Below are 22,813 nucleotides of genomic sequence, written 5' to 3' on the forward strand. Positions count from 1 at the left end.
TTTTCAGTTGGGGCGAAAAAATTCAGGGTGCAGACGCTCAAGCGGTTCTATCCGGCTTATCAGTTGTCTCAGATGACCCGTCATGGCGGATCGTACCGCGTTCACATCCTGCGCTTTGATCGCTTTGAGGATCGCCATATGTTCTGTCACGGTTTCGGAGGGGCGACCGCGTTCCGGCAAGATCAACATACGCGCGCGTTGAAGTTGAAGCGACATCTGACCTGCGGCAAGGGCAACCTTGGGAAATCCGGTAAAGCCGAGGATCAGTTCATGGAATGTCAGATCGGCCTCGAAGAAGCCCTGAAAATCCTCATCCTCGACCAGCAAGGTTTGCAATCGCAGGTTTCTTGAAAGTTGTTTGAGCTGTTCAGCAGTGCGTATTTCGGCAACCCGCGCAACGGCGGCCACCTCGACGGCCTCCCGCAGGAAGCTGTCCTCGCGCAACCCGGCCATCGAAAATTGCGATACGCGGGTTGCCGATTGTGGAATGATGTCCACCAGACCGTCCGAAGACAGCCGCCCCAACGCTTCTGACACCGGAGATCGGGACACGCCAAGCTGTTCGCACAGGGCACCTTTGCGCAAGACCGCGCCGGGCTTTAGCGTCATGTCCAGAATGCGGTTGCGCAGCGCAACATAGACACGCTGACCCAGCGGACCTTCCAATTCGGTGATATCTAGCGTGACCATGGGTGCGGGTATTTCCATATTCCTGAACTGACATGTTAGTTGACAGGTAGTGCAAGTCAAGCTACGCCATAGGGTAACGACGCGGCCAAGCAATCAGCCAGAGGAACGCATCTATGAGCCAGCGGTCACGCTTGCTAACCCTACATCCGCAGGACAATGTTGCGATTGCATTGGACGATCTGTCCGCCGGTCAGACAGACGGCACCGCGGGGCCTGCGCTTTTGCAACCGGTCAAGCAGGGGCACAAAGTTGCGGTTGCGGCGATTGCGGCGGGCCAAAACGTCCTTCGTTACGGTCAGATCATCGGTCAGGCGACTGCCGATATTGCTGTTGGCGAGCATGTGCATGTCCAAAACCTTGGGATGGGGGAACATTCCCGCGATTACGCATATGCCAGCGAGGCGGCCACGCTTGATGCAGTGCCTGATACCCGAACGTTCGAGGGCTATCACCGCGCCGACGGGCGCGTGGGCACGCGAAACTACCTTGGTATTCTGACATCGGTGAATTGTTCCGGCTCCGTCGCCAAATTCATCGCGGAAGCCGCCGAAAAATCCGGCCTGCTTGATGCCTATCCGAATATCGACGGCATCGTTCCCATAACGCATGGTACCGGTTGCGGCATGTCTGGCGAGAACGAGGGCTATGACACGCTGTTCCGTACCCTTTCGGGCTATGCGCAGCATCCCAATTTCGGCGGCATTCTGCTGATCGGACTTGGATGCGAAGTGATGCAGGTTTCGGCCCTTGTGGGGGGACGACCGATCCGCGCGGACGGCGCGCTGCGCTATATGACCATTCAGCACGAAGGCGGCACCCGCAAGACGATCGAGAAGGGTCTTGCAGAGCTGCACGGCATCGCAGATCTGGCCAACAAGGCCACCCGGAAACCGGCACCGGTATCCGAACTGATGGTCGGGATGCAATGCGGCGGCTCGGACGGCTATTCCGGCATCACCGCAAATCCCGCGCTGGGCGTTGCCTCGGACTTGTTGGTGCGCCACGGCGGTACAACGATCCTGTCGGAAACCTCTGAAATCTACGGTGCCGAACACTTGCTGACCCGTCGCGCGGTGTCGGTCGAAGTGGGCGAAAAGCTGATCGACCGCGTGCGGTGGTGGGAAGATTACACCGCCCGAAATCTCGGCGAGATGGACAACAACCCCAGTCCCGGTAACAAGCGCGGTGGCCTGACCACGATCCTTGAAAAATCACTTGGGGCCGTTGCAAAAAGCGGCAGCGCGCCTCTGACGGATGTGTATCTGTTTGGCGAGAAGATCGAGAAAAAAGGTTTTGTCTTCATGGATAGCCCCGGATTTGATCCCTGCTCCGTCACTGGTCAGATTGCCTCTGGTGCAAACCTGATTGTCTTTACGACCGGGCGGGGATCCGTCTCAGGATATATGCCGACGCCGTGCATCAAGATCGCCACGAATTCGGAAATGTATCGCCGCATGAAAGATGACATGGACGTAAACTGCGGCGATATTATCAGTGAAGGCGTCAGCCTGAAGGACAAGGGCCGCGACATTTTTGAGATGTTTATCCGCATCGCTTCGGGCGAGCAGACCAAAAGCGAAGAGCTGGGATTTGGCGGGGTCGAGTTTGTCCCTTGGCAGATCGGGGCGGTCATGTGACCATGAGATCGAAATGATGCTCAACGACGCCATTTTCCTGACAGCCAAGACGGACCGGGGCACGGATGTTGCGCTGCACGCTGGTTTTATGCAGGGCCACGCAAAAACAGACCTTTTTGTGTCTCGGATGATCGGGCGTTTGGCTTCGGGAAACTCTCGGACCTCAACCGACATGTATGCGTCGCGCGGCAAAAATTGCTGTGGCACCCGGCACCCTTTTCCGGACCAAGACGAGGCAACGATCTAGCGCGAACGACTGGCTTGGGAGGGCTACAAGACGTGAGTTATCTGGTCGAAATGAAGGGCATCGAGAAGCGCTTTCCCGGCGTTCACGCGCTCAAGTCCGTGCAATTCTCTTTGAAGCCGGGAGAAGTTCACGCCCTGATGGGCGAGAACGGGGCTGGCAAATCGACCTTGATGAAAATCATGTCGGGCATTTACGCCCGCGACGGCGGCGAGATGTTCGTCGATGGCAACCCTGTCACCCCCGACAGCCCGCGCGCGGCCCAGGACCTTGGAATAGGCATCATTCATCAAGAGCTGAGCTTGATGAATGACCTCACTGCCGCACAAAATGTGCTGATCGGGCGAGAGCCGCGCCGCAGTTTCGGCAGGCTCGACGAAGCGGCGCTGAACAAGAAGACGGCAGAGATCTTCGCCTCGCTTCAACTGGCCATGGATCCGCGCACGCAGGTCAGCACCCAGACCATCGCCCGTCAACAACTGATAGAGATTGCCAAGGCGCTGTCCTATAATCCGCGCGTGCTGATCATGGATGAACCGACAGCCGCGCTGAATGACGCTGAAATCGCTGAATTGTTCAAGGTGATCGAAAGGCTCAAGGCCGATGGGGTGGGCATCGTTTATATCAGCCACCGCATGGACGAGATCAAACGCATCGCCGACCGCGTGACCATCCTGCGCGATGGTGCCTATATCGACACGGTGGATGCAGCCGACACACCGCTTTCGAAAATCATCCAACTTATGGTTGGCCGGGAAGTGACGCAGAATGCGCCGGTTTTTCCTGACACGTCACAAAGCCCTGTCGCGCTTGAGGTGCGCAACCTGTCGCGCGGCAAAGATGTGCGCGATGTCAGCTTTGATGTCCGCAAAGGCGAAATTCTGGGCTTTGCGGGCCTGATGGGCGCGGGGCGCACCGAAGTGGCGCGGATCATCTTTGGGGCCGATCCGCGCGATGCGGGCGAGATCCTGGTCGGCGGCCAACCGGTGAATATTCGCACGCCTCATGCGGCCGTCGACGCGGGCATCGGGTATCTGTCCGAGGATCGCAAACATTTCGGTCTTGCCGTCGACATGACCGTCCGCGCCAATATCGCAATGGCCAATATGGACCAATTCACCAACCGCGCAGGCGTTTTGGATGAAGCTGCGATGAAACGCATTGCGGTGAAGTATATCGAGCGCCTTGGTATCCGCACACCCTCGGACATGCAGGACGTGCGGCTTCTGTCTGGTGGCAACCAGCAGAAAGTCGTGATCGCCAAATGGCTGCTGCGCGACTGCGACGTTCTGATTTTTGACGAACCGACGCGCGGCATTGATGTGGGCGCAAAATCGGAAATCTACGCATTGCTGGAGGATCTTGCGGCACAGGGCCGCGCGATCATCGTGATCTCGTCGGAATTGCCCGAGGTCATGCGCCTTTCTCACCGCATTGCCGTGATGTGCGAAGGGCGGTTGACCGGCATTCTGCCGGGCGGCGCAAATACCACACAGGAAGATATCATGGAACTGGCCACGCAGCGCGAGAGCGCGTTGGTCGGCGCGGAGGAGACACGATGACCAGCACCACGACCACAGTCAACACGCCCAGATCGACCTTGGCGCGCATCATCGCGGCAGGCACCCACCAACGTGTGCTCGCCTTTGCCAGTCTGATCGTGTTGCTGATCGGGTTCTCCATCGCGTCGCCCAACTTTATGCAGGCGTCGAACATGATCGCGATTCTGCAAGCAACCTCCGTCAATGGGGTGCTGGCTGTCGCAGTCACTTTGGTCATCATCACCGGCGGCATCGACCTGTCGGTTGGCACCATGATGACGTTCTGCGCCGTCATAACCGGCGTGGTTCTGACCTATGCGGGAATGCCGCTCTTGCTGGGTGTCGTTGCGGCCATCGCAACGGGTGCGCTTGCCGGTTCACTGTCCGGGACGTTCGTGGCGAAGATGAAAATTCCGCCGTTTATTGCGACGCTCGGCATGATGCTGATCCTCAAGGGTCTGAGCCTTGTGATTTCAGGCACCCGCCCGATCTATTTCAACGACACGCCGGGGTTCAGCGAAATCTCTCGCGGATCGCTGATTGGCAACCTGATCCCTGCGCTACCAATCCCGAATGGCGTGCTGATCCTGTTCATCGTTGCTGCGTTAACCGCCTATATCCTGAATCGCACCGTTCTGGGCCGCTACTGCTTTGCGCTTGGGTCCAACGAGGAATCGGTCCGCCTGTCGGGCGTGAACACTGATCGCTGGAAGATCGCCATTTACGCGTTGGCGGGTGCCATTGTCGGCATCGCCGGCCTGCTTATTGCGTCGCGTCTGAACTCTGCACAACCTGCTTTGGGTCTGGGATACGAGCTGGAAGCGATTGCGGCGGTCGTGATCGGCGGCACATCGCTGTCCGGCGGGCGCGGCTCGATCCTTGGTTCGTTGATCGGCGCGTTGATCATGGCGGTGTTGACCAACGGCCTGCGGGTTCTGTCCGTCGCGCAGGAATGGCAAACCGTCGTTACCGGAGCGATCATCATTCTGGCGGTTTATGCCGATATGATGCGCCGCAAGAAGTCCAACTGACATCAGCATCACCAAGAAAGCCGGCCACCAACCCAAAAAACAGGCCGGAACAACCGACAACCGAGGAGGAAACCACATGTTGTCACGTCGCACACTCGTCGGCGCACTAAGCGCCACACTCGCCCTGGGGGCCGCCCCAACGGTCTTCGCGCAGGACGGGGAAACCTACATTCCGCTGATCTCCAAAGGGTTCCAGCACCAGTTCTGGCAGGCCGTGAAACAGGGTGCCGATCAGGCTGCCGAGGAATTCGGCGTCCGGATCACATTCGAAGGCCCCGATAACGAAACGATGGTGGACCGTCAGATCGACATGCTGGCCGCCGCCCTGGCCAACAACCCCGCCGCCATCGGTTTTGCCGCGCTTGACAGTCAGGCGGCCATTCCACTGCTGAAACAGGCCGCCGATGCAGGCATTCCGGTCATCGCATTCGACAGTGGCGTTGACAGCGACATCCCGGCCTCGACAGCAACCACCGACAACGTCGCGGCGGCATCGCTTGCCGCTGACAAGATGGCGGAACTGATTGGCGGGGCGGGCAAGGTCGCCGTGATTGCGCATGACCAGACCAGCCGCACCGGCATTGATCGTCGCGACGGGTTTCTGAACCAGATTGCTGCGGCCTATCCGGATATCGAAGTTGTCAGCGTGCAATACGGCGCGGGCGATCAGCTTCAATCGACAGAAGTCGCCAAGGCGATCCTGACGGCTAACCCCGATCTGAACGGCATGTTCGGCACCAACGAAGGCTCTGCCATCGGTGTTGTGAACGCCGTGCGCGAGATGGGCAGCGAAGGCATCACGATCATCGGCTACGATTCCGGCAAAGCCCAGACCGACGCGATCCGCGACGGGCTGATGGCTGGCGCGATCACGCAGAACCCGGTCGGGATCGGATATGAAACCGTGAAAGCCGCGATTGCTGCCATAAATGGCGAGGAACTTCCCGCGATCATCGACACAGGCTTTTACTACTACGACCAGTCGAACATTGACGACGACGAGATCCAGGCCGTCCTGTACGATTGAGTTATCCGCACTGCGGTCCAGGCTTATCTTGGGCCGCAGAACCACCTTCCGGTGTAATGTCGCGGCGCATGGAGTTGCCGTAAATCCGCAAAGGAGCGGATCGCCGGGATGAAGCGACCACCGTAATCGGGCGCGCACTGCCCGCGTTCCGAAATCTGCTGACCACCGTCTTGTCAAAGACCCGCAAACGGCCTCTACAGCACGATATTCGCAAAGCTCTCCACTTCTACGACGGGACGCGGACTTGCTCCGACAGCTTCGCTTTCGCTGACACGCCGCGCCAGAGGATCAACGTCCCGCAACGGGCCAAAGTCCAGACGGCTCATGGATTCGAGATCCTTGATACGCACCTGAAAGGTCTTGTAGGCACCGAATTCGAAACCGCCGACGGCCTCCACCCGGCCCTGATCGCTAAGCAATTGCTGGATGACTTCGACCTGACTGAGAACATAGGCGGTTGCGTGAAGTCGCAGGATTCCATCGCTGCCATCATCTTCGGCCAGCATCGTCACCAGTTTGAAGAATTTCAACGGCACCACCGCCCCGGTGTCTTTCAGCATGGGTTCGTCGCCGGACAGGATCGGACCGGTAAAAACGCAGGCCCGAAAACCATGGGTGCGGACACTGGACATGATGTAGTTTTCCAGTCCCAACCACTGCGCATTGCTGCGATTGAACGCCCGGTGTTGCGGGGCGGCGACGGGGTAGTGGAAACTGTCATCGTTCGAGCGTTTTGCCTGCGCGTCATCCGCACCCCAATTGGTGGCGGCGCGTCGGATCAGATGCCCCCGGTCGATATCGACATGATCGTAATCCTCCTTGCCCAGCTGAACCTCGGCCGGAATGCGCAGGTCGGCATACCATTTGTCGCTGCCGCGCTTTTGCGGGCGGGTTTGTTCGCCGTCGATGTTCAGTGCCGCAAGGATCGGCGTCTTGAACGTACCGGAATACAGCACGCCGAAATTCTGATAGCGCAGTTCGTGCGGTCGGCAGGCCGTGGCGTCTGAAGGGGCGGAAAGGCCAAAGCCCTGCGGCACTGTGGGCAGCGGCACGGCGGCGACCTGTAGAAAATCGGGGTCATAGCCCTCGCGGCCTTCGAAATGCGCGGCATCATGGCTGCCGTCGCGACGTTCTGTCTGGGCAATATCGAAACCGGGCACCGAGTTCGGCGTCGCGCCGTCCAGCAGGGCATTGATCGTACTGATCCGCACCGCCGAATTGCCAACCCCGAATGTGCCTGCATAATGCAGCCCCACCGCCTTGCCGCTGTCCAGAGAGATCACTGGAGACCCGGAATTGCCCCCCAACGTCGTGCAATCATGGCGCAGGATAGTCATGCCGCCATCCTCGATCAGAAAACCCGGCGAGAACCGTTTCACATCGTAGAGATTGCGGAAATAATTCGCCATTTGCGTGGGATCGTTGCGCAGGGAATCCTTCGCCGGATAGCCGATGACAGCCACGGTTTCGCCGTGTTGCGCGTCCGTATCCGCGCGGTCGATGGGCGCAGGGCTGAATGGGGCACCATCGGCGGGCAGGGCGATCCGGGCAATCGCCACGTCAGCGGCGGCATCTTCGGCGATATAGGTGAATTTTTCGATGTCGAACAGCCGCGTGGGGTCCGGGTCGGCATCCACCTCTTCAAGGAAATCAATTCGCGCGCCGTATCTGGCAGCGCCGGGGGCGAACAGGAACACGCCATCGCCCAGAAAGCTGCGGCGGGCGACCAGCTTGGCGACATGCCGGTTGGTCACGATCAGCAGGTGCGTATCGGTCTTGTCGATCACCCAGCCCGTGCCGCCCCAGCTATAGTCGTGATTGATGAACTCAATCCGCCCTACAGAGGCGACCGCAGCTTCGACCTTGCTGATCTTTAGGTCAATATCGGCCGCAAAATCGGTGCTGAGCGAGGTTTTCCCTTCGACCTTGCCGCCACGCACGATCAGCGGGGGGCGGCCGACAGCGCGGATTATCGCCTCCAGCAGCGGTGGCTTGCCGCCGACACTTTCCAGCTTGTCAATCTGTGTATTCATCAGTTCCGACGCGCGGTCGGCGGTCAGCCCCAGCTCTTGCAGGATTGCCGGATTGGCATCAATCAGCGCGCGCGATGCGTCGATCATGCCGGCATTTCCCATCGACTCGAGGCGGTGCAGGCTCTGGCGAGTACTATCAGTCATGGCGGTAATCCTTCTGCTGAAATACGACCGGGGCGGCGCTGGCCTTATTGAAAATACGCAAGGCGCGCGTCTTTGTCCGGTAGGGTTGCGATGGCGGGGCGGAAGACGGCCGGAACACGACTGCCGATCAGATAGCGCATGCGTCCGGGAATATCTTTCAGGGCGGAAACCTTTGAAAACGGTGCGCTTAAACGGCGGGTCAATGTGTCCGTGCCTTCGCTGGTGTTACTGTCCAGCGGATCAGCCCAGAAGGACAGCATTCTTCCGGCCCTCGTGGTGCCGGCGCGGTCAGCCAGCGATGCGATGCGCAATTCTGTCACCGCGCCCCAGTCTCGGCCGGGTGCCCAGTCTTTTGGCGGTGCGCTGTCATACGCCCAATAGCCGGCCGTGGTCTGTTGCCAGCGGCTGAGCGCGCGGGCGAGGGTGGGCAGATCCGGAATCGGGTGGAAGAAACTGTACCCTTCAGCCCAATCGGCCGTCATGCCAAGCGAGCGGATGAGGGCCAGAATATCCAGCGGACGGTCGCCTGCCTGCGAGATGGCATGGTCCAGACCTTCCAGCGCTGGCCCGAATAAATCAGCGGCTTCGCGGATCCCGCCGGCCAGCGTCCGCAGATCATCCAGCAGGCGCCCCTTGCCTGCAACCTGCATCTCGGAGGCAAGCGCGAACAGCCGGTCATAATACGGGTTGATCGGCGCAATCGCCAAGGCATAACGACCATCAGCGGCCTTTCTGTCCGATAGGTCAACCGGGGCCATTTTCAGACCACAGTCGCCGCGGATGCTGTCGGCGAGGCGCAGACGTTCCTGCGACAGCTCAATCCTGCCGTTACGCAGATAGGGGGCCAGTGTTCCAAGCGCCTCTTGCTGCCCCTCTACCGTTACACCTGCGGCGAGCAATGCGAAGTCCAGCGCCGCACCCTGCAAGCCGATACGGTTAGAACTGCGCATGACGTTCACGGCGCAATCGCGAAAGGTCTCGTCGTGCAGCCATTCCACCAGTTTGCCGAACTTGAATTCGGCAAGGATCTCCAGCGCGATCCGCCCTTCAAGCTGTGGGTTGCCCTTGGCAAGCTCTGGCAAGGCCGCTTCCGGCAGCAACTCGAACAGCTCGCGCGCCTTGGACCAGTGCCCGGTCAGCCATTGATGGCAGAGAATCAACACGCCGACTTCGCTGGTGGGGGCATATTCGCCGGGCAGGCCTTCGCGCAGAATATGCGTGGCCTCGCGCCGTTCACCCTGTTCCAAGATGGCGCGCAGATCCATCACAGCACGCGGGTCGGGGCGTCCAGCAAAGCCGCGCCCCTTTACGACACGCGCCCGGCCAGTCGCTGAACGCGGATCAATCCGCACCAGTTTGGGCTGGGATCCCGCATCAGGAGCAGCCAGACCGGCGGCATCATAGCCGCGCGAGTCCAGATCATCAGCCACGAGGACCTGTGTGGCCGACCGCTGCCCGCGGGCGTGGCGGATGTGGTCCTGTGCCTCAATGGGCAGTTCGTTCAGCAGCCGGTCCGGAAAGCGATCCGCGAGCCCCGGCTCAATCTCTGGCGGTGCCTCGCCGATACGCATCAACTGGGCCGCATGGTACAGATGTTGAACCGGGTCGCGCCCGGCAAAATAATCCCGTGCCGCCCGGTTCACGGCGGCGGTGTCTTCGGGGTTGTCGCGATAGATATGTTCCAGAACCTCCTGCCGCAGATCTGCTTTTGGCACCAACCGACCACGTCCGGTGTTCGTCACCAACCAGGGCTGCAAGGCGAGCTCTGCAATCAGATCTGACGCAGCGCTGCGAAGATCGCCCAGACCCAGTGCCGGGGCCAGAATATTGACCAGCGTCTCGACCGTGAGTTCATGCAACACCAACCCTTCATTGGCAATCCGGCGCAGGTGTTCGGGAAGGCGCGCGCGGATCACCCTGTGAACAAATCCGCGATCCAGACCCTTCAGATGCGCCTGCCCCAGCACTTGCGCCGCATCGGCAGCACTTTGCGATTTCACGACAGAGATCAACAACCGCAAGCGAAGAGGGTTACCTTTCGCTTCGTTGATGATGTCGGGCCAGACCTCCTCGGGGATGCTTTTCTGGTGCAGCACCTCGCGGATCAAAACCGTCTCGACCTTTGTCAGCGGCAGATGCCCGCCGTTGCGGGGGTCGCTTTCGGTAAAGATCGGCGCGCGCCCGGCCGAGATCACGGCAATATCGATGCGGCCCGTATCGGCAAAGCGGTCCAGCTCTTCCATCAGCGTTTCTACATATGTCGCGCCTTGCGCCTGTAACACCTCCAGCGTGTCCAAAAGGATAATCAGGCGCCGCCCGGCCTGTTCCACGACGTCGATCATCGCATGCAACAGTTCACGCGGGATGAGGTCTGCGGTGTCATGGCCCGTGCGCGTGACCCGTTCGGAATGCGCCATTCTAAGGCTGCGAAAATAGGCGGCCTTTTGTGGTAGTGCCTCCCCGATCTGGCGTGAAATTTCGTCATACACGGTTCCGCCCGCCCCGATCTGAAGCGAGGACCTGTCGAAATCCAGCCGCACTAGGATCAGATCGGGCTGCGCCCCGGCGATCTGGACGATGCGCTCCAGCAGGAAGGATTTGCCGATGCCGGGAATGCCCATGATATGCAGGCTGCACAGAGGAGGCTTTGATTGCGGCGCGGCGATCCATGCTTCAATCGCGTTCAGTTCTTCCGTGCGGCCGATGAACTCATCGCCCAGAACGGCGTCTGTCTGGCGACTTCGGCGCACGGCGTTCAATCGACTGCGCAGGCCGACCAAATGCTCGTGGCCCGGAGCCTTGCTTCCGGCGTGTTCCAGCGTGATGACGATTTCGGACAGGGCATTTTCATCGCGTGAGGTGGTGATCATGTCTTTCAACAGGACAGGATCATAGAGTCCGCTGCCGTTCAAAGCGGCGGCGATGTCGGTCTCGGGCTGTGCGCCGGTGTTTTCATAGCCGTCCAGCGCCCGTTCCCGCGTCGATGCGCGCAGCAACCATTGCACCGGGCTGCCCGGCGATGTGGTCTCTACCGTGCAATGCGCATGCAGCAACGAGATCAGCCGGGCGCGCTGCACCTTGTCGCCGTAGTCTTCCGGGCTCAATACGTCTTTCAACAAGGCGCGTGGTTCAAACGGGCCGCGCAATGCGGCTGCGCGCAGGACCTGAACCTTCAATGTGTCAAGTGCTTGGGTCATGCCGCAATCCCCAGAAAGGCTTTGATCTGCTGGCGCAGCTGAGTGGTGACCGTCCCAAGATCGCTGCCGCTGAATTCCCCGGTCGCATCCGCCACGAGCCCTTGCAATGATCTGTCGGTCATCTCGTTCAGACGCGGCAGAAGCAGGTCGGATTCTGGCGAGAGCGAGGTTATCATCGCGTTGATCGTAGCCTCAACATCGCCGCGCGTGAATGGTCCAAGCTCTTCCAGCAGCAATCCGGCGCGGCGGGCTGTCTCTGCCTCCATCACATTGCCAAATCGCAAGGGCGCAAGGCGGTAAGTCTCATACCCGGCCAGGATCAGGCGCAGATTGGTCTGGGTCGGAAGGTGGCGCGCGATATGTTCGAATTGCACCTGGGCCTCGGGCGACAGCCCGTTGGGCGGATTGTCGAAGAAAAACCACCAGGTTTGACCGTCCTTCATCGCCTGCTCCTGCAAAGCCCGGATCAACGTGCTGGCGCGGCTGTCCTGCTCGGCCACGCCGGTCGCCTCGCCTGACGACGTGCCGCCGGACGCCGTGCTTGCGTGCTCCGCACCCAGCGCCAGCACTGCGAGATCGGACAGCAGATCAGTGGTCCGCAGTGTCGGGCTTATCCGTATGCAGCGATGTGGTGGATGAGCGTCGGGGCTGCCGTGTTGGATCAGATATGCCTGAAGCATGTCAAAGCTGAACCCAAGCCCGCTGATAGAACTGGTATCTTCGCGCCGGATCCAGACACCGCGCAGGCGTGACTCTGGCTTGTCAACCATCGCCGCCAGTGCCGTTATGAATTGTCTCCGACCGATGATAAGCGGCCCTTCGATATTGCGGTCCAGCGACCACAGGGTGCGCAGCTTGCTGTTCTGCGCGATCAACTCCCGGAATTTCGGCTCTTGGCAGAACCTTTCAAAAGGCACGAGACGGCGGACATTTTTCCAGCGCCCCTGATGAATGCCCAGAAAATTGAAATTGCGGTCAAATCCGGGTCCGCCGGATGACCCCCCCTCGGTATCAATATCATGCGGCAGGCGGCTGACCCCCGGCCCGTCCCTGCGTATGCTGCCAGATATAAAGCCGGACTCGCGCCCGTCTGGGTAATGAACCAGGGTAAACAGCTCTGGTCCGAAGAAATCCGGCGGTGTGCAATCGGTGTCGATACGCCCATAGACCTGACCCAGCGGCATGAACACCCGCAGAAGGGCGACGTCCACATGCGTGTCCGCAACGCCGTTCGGAGGCAGGTCTCCATCTATCTCGCCCTCGAAATAGGGCCATTTCTGCACGCAGCTTGCCGGATAATGGATGCCGTCGGATGCGATGATGCCCAGTCGCGGCGGTGGCGTATTGTCGGGGCGCTGGGCGTAGAAACGGTCCAGCACATGCGAGGCCGTCAAAACAAGGTTCGGTGCCACGAATGCGCCTGACCCTTCGGGCGTGTTATCGAGTGCGATGCGGCAGCGAAACGCCTCTGCCCGTGGGGCGAAAGCGCCCAAAGCGTCAAAATCGAAATCCCTGTTCGGTGGTTCGCCAATCTCGATCCGGGTGAAGCGCGCGATATTCTCCGCAAAGATCCGGTTGCGTTTGCGCGGCATCGGGTCGGCACCACGGGCGCGCAGATAGCTGATGAAATGCGGCACTTTGCCAAACTGATGCAGGGTCGCCAGCAGCACATCGGCAAGGTCCTCGTCGTCCTCTTCCTCGACCCCGAGGGCAATCGCATCAAGGCTTAACGGAGCATCCGGGCTGGGAAAGAGGGCGGTCAGGGCGCGACGAATGGTTGCCTCGTGCAGCGCCAGCGCCTTGCGCATTTTCCCCACCGTCAGCATCGTCGGTCAACCGGTGCCGATAAGCGCGGCCAGCGCCGGTTTGTCCGTCACCGCCTGTTGCAAGCCCACGGTCGCCATATCCTGCGGCAACAGGGCTTCGGTGCCGCCGTCACTTTCGGCAATCCGGGCGCGGGCGCCGCGACGATAGCTGAGCCACAGTATTTCTGGCGCATATTCGGCAAGCTCGGGCGTCACTTCGGTCGCCGCTTCGCTGCTTTGTCCGGCCAGATGTTCGACGAGCACATTCAGCGTGGTCGTGGCATCGCTGTCTGGCGGGGCAGGGCTTTCGGTGCCTGTCGGCAGGGGTGCATCCAACAGCCGTTTCGCGTCGATGATCCCCGCGCCCAGATCGCGCGCTCCATTCCATTCGGGCGGCTTGGTCATGCCGTGGGTCGCACAATGCACCCACATCGCCTGAACCGTGGTGCCAGCCGCGTTCGCCTTGTCCAGCAAAGCCAGCCTGCCACCATGCCGCGCCACCCAAAGCGCGGCGAGGCCAGCGGTCATGGAGGAAGCAAGCGTGGTTCCCTGACTGGAGCGGATACCCGCATCAGGGTCCGATGCCTTGTTTTTTGCCGCGCCCCAGACATGTTCCCCATATGCGGCGAAGGTGACCTCTCGGCCACGGCCGGATTTCCTCCATGGCCGATTGTCAGGTTGCAGGGCCGCCACGGCGGTGCAGATCCCCATCGGTGCGTAGGCCGCGGGAAACACTACGGCCGGATAGCAATTTCCTGCTGCACAAACGACGACCGTCCCGGCGGCCACTGCATTGCGCATGGCCTGCTCTGTCGAGGCGACGCGGGTCGGCCCGCCAAGCGCCATTATGATCACATCTGCGCGTTCATTCACCGCATGGGTGACCGCGGCGGCAATGCGGCGTTGGGTAAAGTCGATCACCGAACGCACCGTCCGGATCGGCAACACCTTGGCGGCTGGCGCGGTTCCCGTGACACCACCCGGCGAGGTCGTGTTGCCCTGCATGTCGGCATCACCGCGCGAGGCAATAACCGAGGCGACCAGCGTTCCGTGTCCGGGGTTCTTCAGAAAACCACCGGAAAATCGGTCGCGGGCATCGCCATCTGATTCGACGAAATTCCACTGGCCTTGGGTTTCGATCACGTCATACAACTCGTTATGGCCGGTATATCCGGTGTCGATTGCCGCCACTTTGACGCCGCTTCCGCGGGTGTGTGCCCAAGCCAACGGTGTACGGATCCTGGCGTGATGCCAGCCGAAAGGGCGCGAATTATCCCGCGGGGTTTCGCAAAAACCGAACAACCCCTCGGTTCCGACATGCACCGCACCATACAGGCTATCCGGCAAAACGGGATTGGCTTCGGCTGCCTGCATCTCGGATCGCAGGGCGCGGGCAAAGGCGAAAACCTCGCGCTCCTGTCCATGCGGGTCAATCTCTGGGAAGGTGATAAAGAAAAAACGGTCGCCGTCTGCATCAAACGCGGCTTCCGCCCGTGCGTTTACCTCTGGCAAGGCGTTTGAAAGGCGGGTCTGAACCTCAGCTTGCGACAGGGGTGCGTCATACACCAGTTCAATGTGCAAAGGGTCGCGGTCATCGCTGGCCGGTGTGGAAATCAGGGCGGCATATTCCGATTTAACCATTGTTGAATACTCCTTCGGCAAAAATGCTTTTAGCGGTTATTATAATGGGTTGTCGGCCTGAAGCGTAGTCCGGCAGCGCGAGTGCAAGCACGTTGCGCGCTGGCGTCCGACGGCGCAAGCGCAGTCTTGGACATGAAAACTGTCATCGTAATTCCTAAAACAATTTGATCCGCACGAAGCCAGCGAAATAGCCGGTTAGCATCAATAGTAGCACAGTATTGGATCGCCGTGAATTGTTGTGACATTGGCCAACTCTGCCAACCGATGATGCGACATCGTATTGCCAACGAAGTGCGTGCGACTGAGCATCAGAAGTAGCTTTTTACCAGACCCCCGGCGATCAGTGACCAGCCATTGGCGATCACGAAGAAGGCAAGTTTGAACGGGAGTGAGACGATAGCAGGCGGCACCATCATCATCCCCATCGACATCAGCACGGCGGCCACGACCAGATCAATGATCAGGAAGGGCAAAAATACAAGAAAGCCGATCTGGAATGCGCGGGCGATCTCGGAAAGAAGAAAGCTGGGAACAAGGACGGAAAACGGTGCATTCGTGGGCGTGAAACGTGCGCCTTCGGTTTCGCGCAGTTCAGCCATGGCCGCAAATGTTTGATCATCCATCCTGTTTGACATGAACGCACGGAACGGTTCAGAGCCACGGCTGAGCGCCTCTGACAGCTCTATCTGTTCCGCCAACAAGGGTTCGATGGCCACGGTCCAGGCTTCGGTGAAGACCGGCTCCATCACGAAATAGGTCAGAAAAAGGGCCAGACTGACGATCAGCATGTTTGGTGGCGATTGCTGAAGCCCGACAGCTTGGCGCAGGATCGCCAGCACCGTCACGATGAACGGAAAGCAGGTCACCATGATCAGTATGCCAGGTGCCAGTCCCAGCACCGTGACGATCGCGATCAATTGCAGGCTTGTCGCGGTCAGCGATTCACCCCCGCCAAGGTCCAGCGACAATTGCTGCGCGCTTGCAGGCAGCGCAACGATGCACAACAGCGCAGTCAGGACTGGAAGGAGGCTGCGGACCATCAGGTGAGACTGGACTGAAGGTCGGCGATCTCGATGATGCGGACGGCAAGGCGGCCTGTTTCATCCCCTTCGACCATCTCCAAAGATCCGACGCCGATCAGCTTGTCGCCAACGTAAAGTTCCACCGGGTCGCTTACCAGTTTGTCCAATACCAGGACGGATTGTTCCTCCAGTCCCAGTAAATCGCGCACCAAAGGTCGCGCCTTGCCGACGCTGATTGAGATTTCGATCGGAATGCGGGTCAGCATGCTTTGCTGATCGCTTGGTGTCGGGGTTTGCGTGGTAATACTGTCAACCATTGACCACCTCCTTGCGGTTATCTTGCATAAAGCCTTGCAGGGCTTCCTGGATGTTGTTCAGAACGGCCGCCAAATCGACGCGGCGTTCGATCTGACCAAAGCGTATATCGGCCTGTCCTTCAGCCAGTTGGGAATCATCGGTAAGCGTCACGGGCATTTTGAAGTCGCCACTCAGCAAAGGCGCAATCGCTGCACGGTTTCCGGGGGCAACGACGATCTCTACTGATTGCGCCGATTGCGTCAGCGTCAGATCCTTCAGCATTTCCACCACATGCAGACCAAGTGCATCGCGTGCCAGTTTCGGCAGCAGGGACTCGACCATATCATTGAGCAGCGGCGCCATACTTTCGACGACCTGCGAATAGGCCTCGTGATAGGTGAAGGACAGATCCTGCAAGTTCTGGGCCAAGTCGCTTGAAATTCGGGATTGGTCTTCGGATTGCGTCTTGATCGCATCGTCCCAGCCGGCCTTGTAGCCCTGTTCGAAAGAGTCCAGCCGCATCGCCTCGCATTCGTCTTCGTTCATCTGGATCAATGTCCCGGCGCTTCCTGCCCCGATTCCGAAATCTTCCAGCAAGTCGGCAAGTGCCTTCATGTGGCAGGTTCCTTTTCATCAAGCCATGTCCGAAGGACTTCGACGGTTTCTTCGCGCCGTTCCGCGATCAGCCCGCGCAGACGGTCAACTGGGTCATCACCGGTTGCGTGACTTTCAATGCTCTCGGCGGGGTTTCTTTCGACCAGTTTCATGCTGCCGAAGTCGCCGTTCCCATCTTCGATCTCCCCGGTCAATGCAGTCATTGATGCATCCTGGGCAGTGGCCGCGTCAGGCGCGGGCAGAGCGTTCGGAACTGGCCGCGACAGGACCGGGCGCACGACGAAAAGGCCCAAAATCAGAGCGACAATCGCCAATACCGCCATCTGCACAAGCCGCATCGGCTGCAAATCCCAGTTTATCCAGCGCTGTGGCAAAGCTTCGGTCCCGATGACGTTGCGCGGCTCGAAGGCCATGGACCGTATCGTGATGTCGTCGCCGCGGCTTTCCTCGTATCCCACGGCCGAGGCGACCAAGGCGCGCAACGCCTCGATTTCCGCTTCGGGCAACGGGGCGAAGACTTGATTGCCGTTGGCATCGGTGGAAATCGTGCCATTGACCAGAACCGCGACCGTCAGCCGCTTGACCGCGCCGGGCACACGGGTGATTTCGCGCCGGGTTTCGGACACCTCGTAGTTCACCCGTTCGCGCGTTTCCGAATTTCGGCTCTTGGAGGAATCGTTGCCGCCGGCTTCACCATCAGGCAGGTTCGAAGCGACGGTTACGTTGCCACCGCCCTGATCTTCTTCCTCCGTAGAGACTTCTTCGCTGTCCGTGCTGATGACCACTCGGGATTCGGGATCGAAATGGCGTTCCGTAATCAATTCACTTTCCGTCACCGTATCGACGCTGACTTCCACCACGGCATTGCCCTGACCAACGCGGGCCTCCACCAGCCGTTGTACCCGGCTACGAAGCATTTCGCCCTTGTCTTCAGCGGTTTTTGAAGAATTCAGCTCATCATCTCCGGCCACCAGTTTTCCCTGTCCGTCAATCACAGCGACATCGTCGGGCTGAAGGCCGGGCACGGCAGAGGCGATCAGATAGCGAAACGCCCGCGCTTGGGCCGCACCCAATGCGGCACCGCCGCTTGTGATCGACAGCGATGCAGACGGTTTGAGATCGCGTTGGAACGGGTTGGATCCGGCATTGGCGATATGCACGCGGGCGGAACTGACGGCGGGGCTGGCGAGGATGGTGCGTGCCAACTCGCCTTCTTTCGCCCGCCAATAGGCGGCATCGAACATCTGTGACGTCGTGCCGAATCCCGACAGGCTGTCCAACAGTTCATATCCTTGTGTGCCGTTTGCGGGCAGGCCTTCGCTTGCCAAGGTCATGCGCAGTTCATCGCGCCGCCCCGTTTCGACAAAAATAGAGCTTCCGCGCACTTCGTAAGCGGCGTTGCGCTGTTCGAGGGCTGTAATCACCTCGCCTGCGGCAACCGGCTCCAGTCCGGCATAGAGAAGGTCCATCGACGGTGTCGTTGCCATGCGAGACAATCCAAGAATGGCTGCAAAAATCGCAAATGTTGCCCCTGCGATGAAGATTTTCCTACGCAGATCCAACGCGTTCCACATGGTTATGAGCTGCTGCACAGTATCCTCCGTTCGTCAGGCGTTCTGCCCGGATAACGGCATGTTTGGCGCAACAGCCTTAACAATCGGTTAGTCCCTGCACGTCTATAAGCGGACAAGACAAACACAGGAGGTTTCTATGACTGATGCGGCGATGCCCGAGGATGAACTCGCGCCGAAAGGTTCAAAAATGCCGCTGATTCTTGGGCTTGTCCTTGCTCTTGCTGGGGGCGGCGGCGGCTTTATTGCGGCAAAGATGGGACTGATACCCGGTGTTGGTCATAGCCCGGTGGCCGAAACGGTGCCCGAGGACATGCATGTGCCCGACAGCCTTCCCGACGTCGCCTTTCTTGCGATGGAGCCGATGATCATCTCGATCGGTGAAGGAAGTGAGCGGTCACATGTCCGGTTCTCTGCCCAGCTGGAAGTGCCCGCCGCCTATCAGTCCGAAGTGGAGTTCCTGCTGCCTCGGATTATCAACGTGCTCAACAGCTATCTGCGCGCGCTTGATTTGAAGGATTTTGAACAGCCCGCAGCACTGCCCAAGCTCCGCGGTCAGATGCTGCGCCGCGTTCAGCTTGTTGTTGGTGATGAGCGTGTGAACGACATTCTCGTCATGGAATTTTTGGTCAATTAAGGAGCCTGAGATGGAATATATCGCGGATATCTTGCTTGTGTCCGGTGCTCTGGGTGCCGGGTTCTATTGTTTCATTCTTGCCCGGCGACTGAGCCGGTTCAACGACCTTGAAGGTGGTGTCGGTGGTGCGGTTGCGGTGCTTTCGATGCAGGTTGACGACCTGAAGAAGACGCTTGAGACCGCGCAAACTGCTGCCACCGCGTCGGAAGGATCGCTGAAGGATCTGACCTCGCGCGCGGATGATGTGGCCCGCCGGTTGGAAATGCTGGTCGCCTCCATGCACGATCTGCCGTCCGGACATGGCAAAACCAATGGTGAGGCTGTTTCGAACGAACCGTTCTTCGTGCGTCACAATCACTCCGGGACAGCGAAATGAGTAAGGTAAAAAATACAACGCCACGGCGTCGCAAAGGGCGGGGCACGCTGTCGATCATCGCGGGGTTGCTGCTCGCCTCGGGCATCATTCGTCTTGGCACGCACGCGACATCGGCATTTGCGTTCCAGTCGGCACCAGAGGTCGCATCGACGCCCATCGAAGAACCTCAGGTTTGTCCTGATAATGCCGAGCTTGAAGAGGTGATTTCCGCTCTCAAACGAAGAGAGGAAAAGCTGGACGCCCGGGAAAAAGAGATCGCGCGTCGATCTGAGACGCTTGAAATTCAGCAGGCAGAAGCAGAGGCAAGGATTGCATCTGCGAAAGCTGAAGAAGAGAAATTGCGGCTGACGATGGCGGCGGCGTCCTCGGCGGCGGAGGACGACGTTTCGCAACTCACCAAGGTTTATGCCAACATGAAGCCCAAGCAGGCAGCGGGCCTGTTCGAAGAAATGGATCCGGAATTTGCGGCGGGTTTCCTGGGGCGGATGGCACCCGGTGCCGCCGCACAAGTCATGGCGGGAATGACACCAAAAGCCGCATATGCGATTAGCGTTGTGCTTGCTGGGCGCAATATCGGTGCCGGTTCAAAGTAGAAAGCGGCCCGCGTTAAACTGTCTCCGTCTGGTGATCGGTTAATCCAGAGAAACGAGGATTTTCGCGATTTTCGTCGGATCGTATTTGGCCTCTTCTACGGTGCAAAGTGGCAGCCGATGGCATTGGATGCCGGTCTGGCGCGTAACCTCGTTGCAGTCTGCTTCGGGTACGGAGCGGTCACAGATAACGTGCGATATCAAACGAGTCGGTCGAGTATCTGCACCGGCATCCGCTCGCAGGGGGGTGATGAGGGCCAACACTTGATCGCTAAGTCTGTGACCCAAAGCTTCGGGATCCGCGCCGAGGCTTGGCAGGTAGATTTTCGGAGCGCGCCGCTGTGCGATCGCGTTTCCGACGCCGCCGGGCAGAAGGTTGGTGACAACGCTGGAATAAAGGCTGCCGGGTGGATAGCAGATCACGTCTGCCTGCTCGATCAGGGTGCGATTGCGCTTTGGCAGTTCCACATCACTGGCGGTCAATTCAGACGTTCCGTCACTTAAAAAACAGCGAGCAATCGGGCTGTCGATCGGTGGTGCTTCTTTTCCGCTGATCAGCCGCTGGCTGATAATCTTGCGTCCATCGGACAGTTCGACACCGAGTTGCAGGTTTTCATCCACCACCGCGCGCACGGTGCCGCGCACGTCAACCATCTTGGACATCAAAAACAGCACAGGTTCCAGCGCACGCCCATTGCTCAGATAGCCGCCCGCAAGGATCAGGTTGCCGACGCTGGCGTTGCGATAATTGAAATCTTCGGGAACCGCTTTGCCGAAACTGTCCAGAAAAGTTTGGATCAACTGGCGCATCGGTTTGGCGATCGCCGAAATCAGCGGATGCTGTCCGGCGATCATCTGCGCGACTTCGGACCTGAGTTCACCTTGGGGCGCGGTTTTTGATAGACGATGGCTGAACAGGGCATAGACATCGGGCTGACCAAGAACGGATTCGTCCGCCAGCGCCATCAGCCGACTGCGCAAATCTCCGACGGCAGGCATGTCAAAGGCCTTTCTCAGGATCTGCGAGCTTCCACCGCTGTCAAACGGTGTGATGAGATGCATGGAGTTGAACGTGTAGCGTTTAAGCTGGCGCGATATGTCGTTCAACGCGCTTCCGCCGCTGAAAAACAGGATGCGCGGCCCCAGATGCGGGGCGCTTTGCGCGCGCGCGACCCGCAGATCGTCTGGCAGGCTTTGGTCCCGCTCAATCCTGATCGTGGTCATGGCGATGAGTTCCAGGCAGGCAAAAGAAGCGACTCCATCGTCAAAGGTTTAGAAAACCGTGCGCTGAGATCTTTCATAGCTATTTTGGCCTATCTCGTCATCCGCTAGACGCAACAGATCAGATGGGCAGGACTATGGGCGATCTGCATCTAATGAATACCGGTCACCGGGGATACATCGCCGCGTGTGGCAATCTCGGACAAGGTCAACGATACCGCGCCGGAGAGTGCAAACCCGGTGGCAAGATATAAGATCGTGCCGTCATAGAACGCCCCAAGACAGAGCGTGAAAGCGGTTGCGACAAGGCTGGACCCCGACGCAATCAGTGACGCCCCAAGTCCGGCGACCTGGCCCAATGACCGCATTGCCATGGCGTTCAGGTTTCCGAAAAGCACTCCGATTGCGAAGAAGCCCACGAAACCAAGCCCCATGAAGACCGCAAGCGGCGGTCGCCCCCCGGACAGCCACGAAGCGACAAGCATCAACAGGCCCGCTGCGGTCAAGCCGACAAAACCTGCGCGTGCCATCCGGTCCATTCCGAACCGCAGGACGAGCGTTCCATTGCAGAACGCCGCCAGCCCGGTTGCTGCGGCGAAGATTGCAAAGAAGATCGGAAACCCCGTGGTAATGCCGTATGCGTCATGGAACAGATCGACGGACGTGCTTAGAAACAGCAACTGCGCCCCGAAAACCAATCCCGTGGCGACGATGATTAGCGAGACCCTGCGACATGCCAGAATGCGTCCGGTGTTCCGCAGCAGTTTTCCTGCCGTAATCGACACACGCCGTTGCGGCAACAGCGTCTCTGGCTGACGGACGACCAGCCACACTGCCAGCACAAATGCCAAGACAAGATAGCCGCCGAAGATTGATCGCCATCCGCCCGCCAGAAGGATTGCTTGCCCCAGAAAGGGCGCCACCATCGGGACCAAGATGAGCAAGGTGAACATGAAGGACATCACCCGCGCCATCGCGTCACCTTCGTATTGATCGCGGATCATCGCGCGCGTCGCGATCTTTGGCCCTGCCACCCCGGCGCCCTGAAGAAATCTGCCAAGGACAAGCGTCTCTATCGACCCGGCGAGCAGGGCGATGATCGTCCCTGCGACATAGACTGACAGCCCGAGCAAGAGAGCTTTCTTGCGACCAATCGAGTCGGATAGCGGGCCGAGGACCAGCTCGCCGAATACCATTCCGAATATGAACAGCGATATGACGTGGTGCGTTGACAGTGGCGGCGACAGACCAAGATCCGCCTCGATCGCACGCAAGCCGGGAAGTACCGCGTCGATGCTGATCGCAGTCAGCGACGTCAGCATCGCATAAAGAATGATGCGCTCGCGATGAGCCGCGTCGGGTTGGATCTGTTCACTCATGCAGGGCGCAATCCACCAGCATCTTTCAATGCTATATTCCGTAGTCGAAAGAGCCCAGCGAGGGAACGGTGAATATTTTGCAACAGGGCCGCTCAAAACGCGTTTGTCGATAGTT

The 22,813-nt window shown here is 59.3% G+C and carries 19 protein-coding genes; 8 read left to right on the forward strand and 11 right to left on the reverse strand.

Annotated elements, in window-relative coordinates; all coding sequences use genetic code 11:
• Window positions 1-3: 3 nt before the first annotated feature.
• Complete coding sequence (locus B8991_RS09735) at window positions 4-690, reverse strand: GntR family transcriptional regulator (protein ID WP_218673205.1); 687 nt, start codon at window positions 688-690, stop codon at window positions 4-6.
• Between the two features lie 113 nt (window positions 691-803).
• On the opposite strand from B8991_RS09735, the gene B8991_RS09740 reads away from it, so the two are divergent.
• The 5 genes from B8991_RS09740 (at window position 804) to B8991_RS09760 (ending at window position 6,170) form a co-directional block, all read left to right on the forward strand.
• Complete coding sequence (locus tag B8991_RS09740) at window positions 804-2,327, forward strand: UxaA family hydrolase (RefSeq protein WP_084352804.1); 1,524 nt, start codon at window positions 804-806, stop codon at window positions 2,325-2,327.
• A gap of 13 nt (window positions 2,328-2,340) precedes the next feature.
• The gene (locus B8991_RS09745) at window positions 2,341-2,574 is read left to right on the forward strand and encodes a hypothetical protein (protein ID WP_084352805.1); all 234 of its coding nucleotides are present in this window, start codon (window positions 2,341-2,343) and stop codon (window positions 2,572-2,574) included.
• A gap of 32 nt (window positions 2,575-2,606) precedes the next feature.
• Complete coding sequence (locus B8991_RS09750; protein ID WP_218673206.1) at window positions 2,607-4,133, forward strand: sugar ABC transporter ATP-binding protein; 1,527 nt, start codon at window positions 2,607-2,609, stop codon at window positions 4,131-4,133.
• Entirely contained in the window at window positions 4,130-5,143 is a 1,014-nt protein-coding gene (locus tag B8991_RS09755) for an ABC transporter permease (protein ID WP_084352806.1), read from the forward strand. Before B8991_RS09750 ends, B8991_RS09755 begins: the two co-directional genes overlap by 4 nt.
• A gap of 76 nt (window positions 5,144-5,219) precedes the next feature.
• Window positions 5,220-6,170 (forward strand): ABC transporter substrate-binding protein, encoded by a 951-nt coding sequence (locus B8991_RS09760; protein ID WP_084352807.1) that lies wholly within the window; start codon window positions 5,220-5,222, stop codon window positions 6,168-6,170.
• A gap of 194 nt (window positions 6,171-6,364) precedes the next feature.
• Here B8991_RS09760 and B8991_RS09765 read toward each other — a convergent pair whose 3' ends face one another.
• The 8 genes from B8991_RS09765 to fliF all read right to left on the reverse strand — a co-directional run bounded on the left by B8991_RS09765 (window position 6,365) and on the right by fliF (window position 18,516).
• A complete protein-coding gene (locus tag B8991_RS09765) occupies window positions 6,365-8,347 on the reverse strand; it encodes a DNA/RNA non-specific endonuclease (RefSeq protein WP_143514541.1) in 1,983 nt (660 codons plus the stop codon).
• A gap of 44 nt (window positions 8,348-8,391) precedes the next feature.
• A complete protein-coding gene (locus B8991_RS09770; RefSeq protein ID WP_084352808.1) occupies window positions 8,392-11,544 on the reverse strand; it encodes an ATP-binding protein in 3,153 nt (1,050 codons plus the stop codon).
• Window positions 11,541-13,352: a S1 family peptidase gene (locus tag B8991_RS09775; protein WP_179141461.1), complete on the reverse strand. Its 1,812-nt coding sequence runs from the start codon at window positions 13,350-13,352 to the stop codon at window positions 11,541-11,543. Before B8991_RS09775 ends, B8991_RS09770 begins: the two co-directional genes overlap by 4 nt.
• Window positions 13,353-13,376: 24 nt before the next feature.
• The gene (locus B8991_RS09780; protein WP_084352810.1) at window positions 13,377-14,990 is read right to left on the reverse strand and encodes a S8 family peptidase; all 1,614 of its coding nucleotides are present in this window, start codon (window positions 14,988-14,990) and stop codon (window positions 13,377-13,379) included.
• 308 nt (window positions 14,991-15,298) lie between these two features.
• Complete coding sequence (gene fliP, locus B8991_RS09785; protein ID WP_084352811.1) at window positions 15,299-16,030, reverse strand: flagellar type III secretion system pore protein FliP; 732 nt, start codon at window positions 16,028-16,030, stop codon at window positions 15,299-15,301.
• Window positions 16,030-16,278 (reverse strand): FliM/FliN family flagellar motor switch protein, encoded by a 249-nt coding sequence (locus tag B8991_RS09790; RefSeq protein ID WP_235866603.1) that lies wholly within the window; start codon window positions 16,276-16,278, stop codon window positions 16,030-16,032. The genes fliP and B8991_RS09790 overlap by 1 nt, the downstream gene beginning before the upstream one ends.
• Before the next feature lie 43 nt (window positions 16,279-16,321).
• A complete protein-coding gene (locus tag B8991_RS09795) occupies window positions 16,322-16,924 on the reverse strand; it encodes a FliH/SctL family protein (protein ID WP_084352813.1) in 603 nt (200 codons plus the stop codon).
• Window positions 16,921-18,516, reverse strand: coding sequence for a flagellar basal-body MS-ring/collar protein FliF (gene fliF, locus B8991_RS09800; protein ID WP_084352814.1), 1,596 nt, complete (start codon window positions 18,514-18,516; stop codon window positions 16,921-16,923). The genes B8991_RS09795 and fliF overlap by 4 nt, the downstream gene beginning before the upstream one ends.
• A gap of 118 nt (window positions 18,517-18,634) precedes the next feature.
• On the opposite strand from fliF, the gene B8991_RS09805 reads away from it, so the two are divergent.
• From B8991_RS09805 to B8991_RS09815, 3 genes are read left to right on the forward strand one after another with little or no spacing between them, the layout of a single operon-like run.
• A complete protein-coding gene (locus B8991_RS09805) occupies window positions 18,635-19,132 on the forward strand; it encodes a flagellar basal body-associated FliL family protein (protein WP_084352815.1) in 498 nt (165 codons plus the stop codon).
• 10 nt (window positions 19,133-19,142) lie between these two features.
• On the forward strand, window positions 19,143-19,508 hold the full coding sequence (locus B8991_RS09810) for a hypothetical protein (protein ID WP_084352816.1): 366 nt from the start codon (window positions 19,143-19,145) through the stop codon (window positions 19,506-19,508).
• Window positions 19,505-20,101, forward strand: coding sequence for a MotE family protein (locus B8991_RS09815; protein ID WP_084352817.1), 597 nt, complete (start codon window positions 19,505-19,507; stop codon window positions 20,099-20,101). The genes B8991_RS09810 and B8991_RS09815 overlap by 4 nt, the downstream gene beginning before the upstream one ends.
• A 39-nt stretch (window positions 20,102-20,140) precedes the next feature.
• On the opposite strand, the gene B8991_RS09820 is transcribed toward B8991_RS09815, so the two are convergent.
• A complete protein-coding gene (locus B8991_RS09820) occupies window positions 20,141-21,322 on the reverse strand; it encodes a GAK system CofD-like protein (RefSeq protein WP_179141462.1) in 1,182 nt (393 codons plus the stop codon).
• Between the two features lie 149 nt (window positions 21,323-21,471).
• A complete protein-coding gene (locus B8991_RS09825) occupies window positions 21,472-22,698 on the reverse strand; it encodes a multidrug effflux MFS transporter (protein ID WP_084352819.1) in 1,227 nt (408 codons plus the stop codon).
• Between the last annotated feature and the right edge of the window lie 115 nt (window positions 22,699-22,813).

The organism is Primorskyibacter flagellatus (assembly GCF_900176485.1).
GTDB lineage: Bacteria > Pseudomonadota > Alphaproteobacteria > Rhodobacterales > Rhodobacteraceae > Primorskyibacter > Primorskyibacter flagellatus.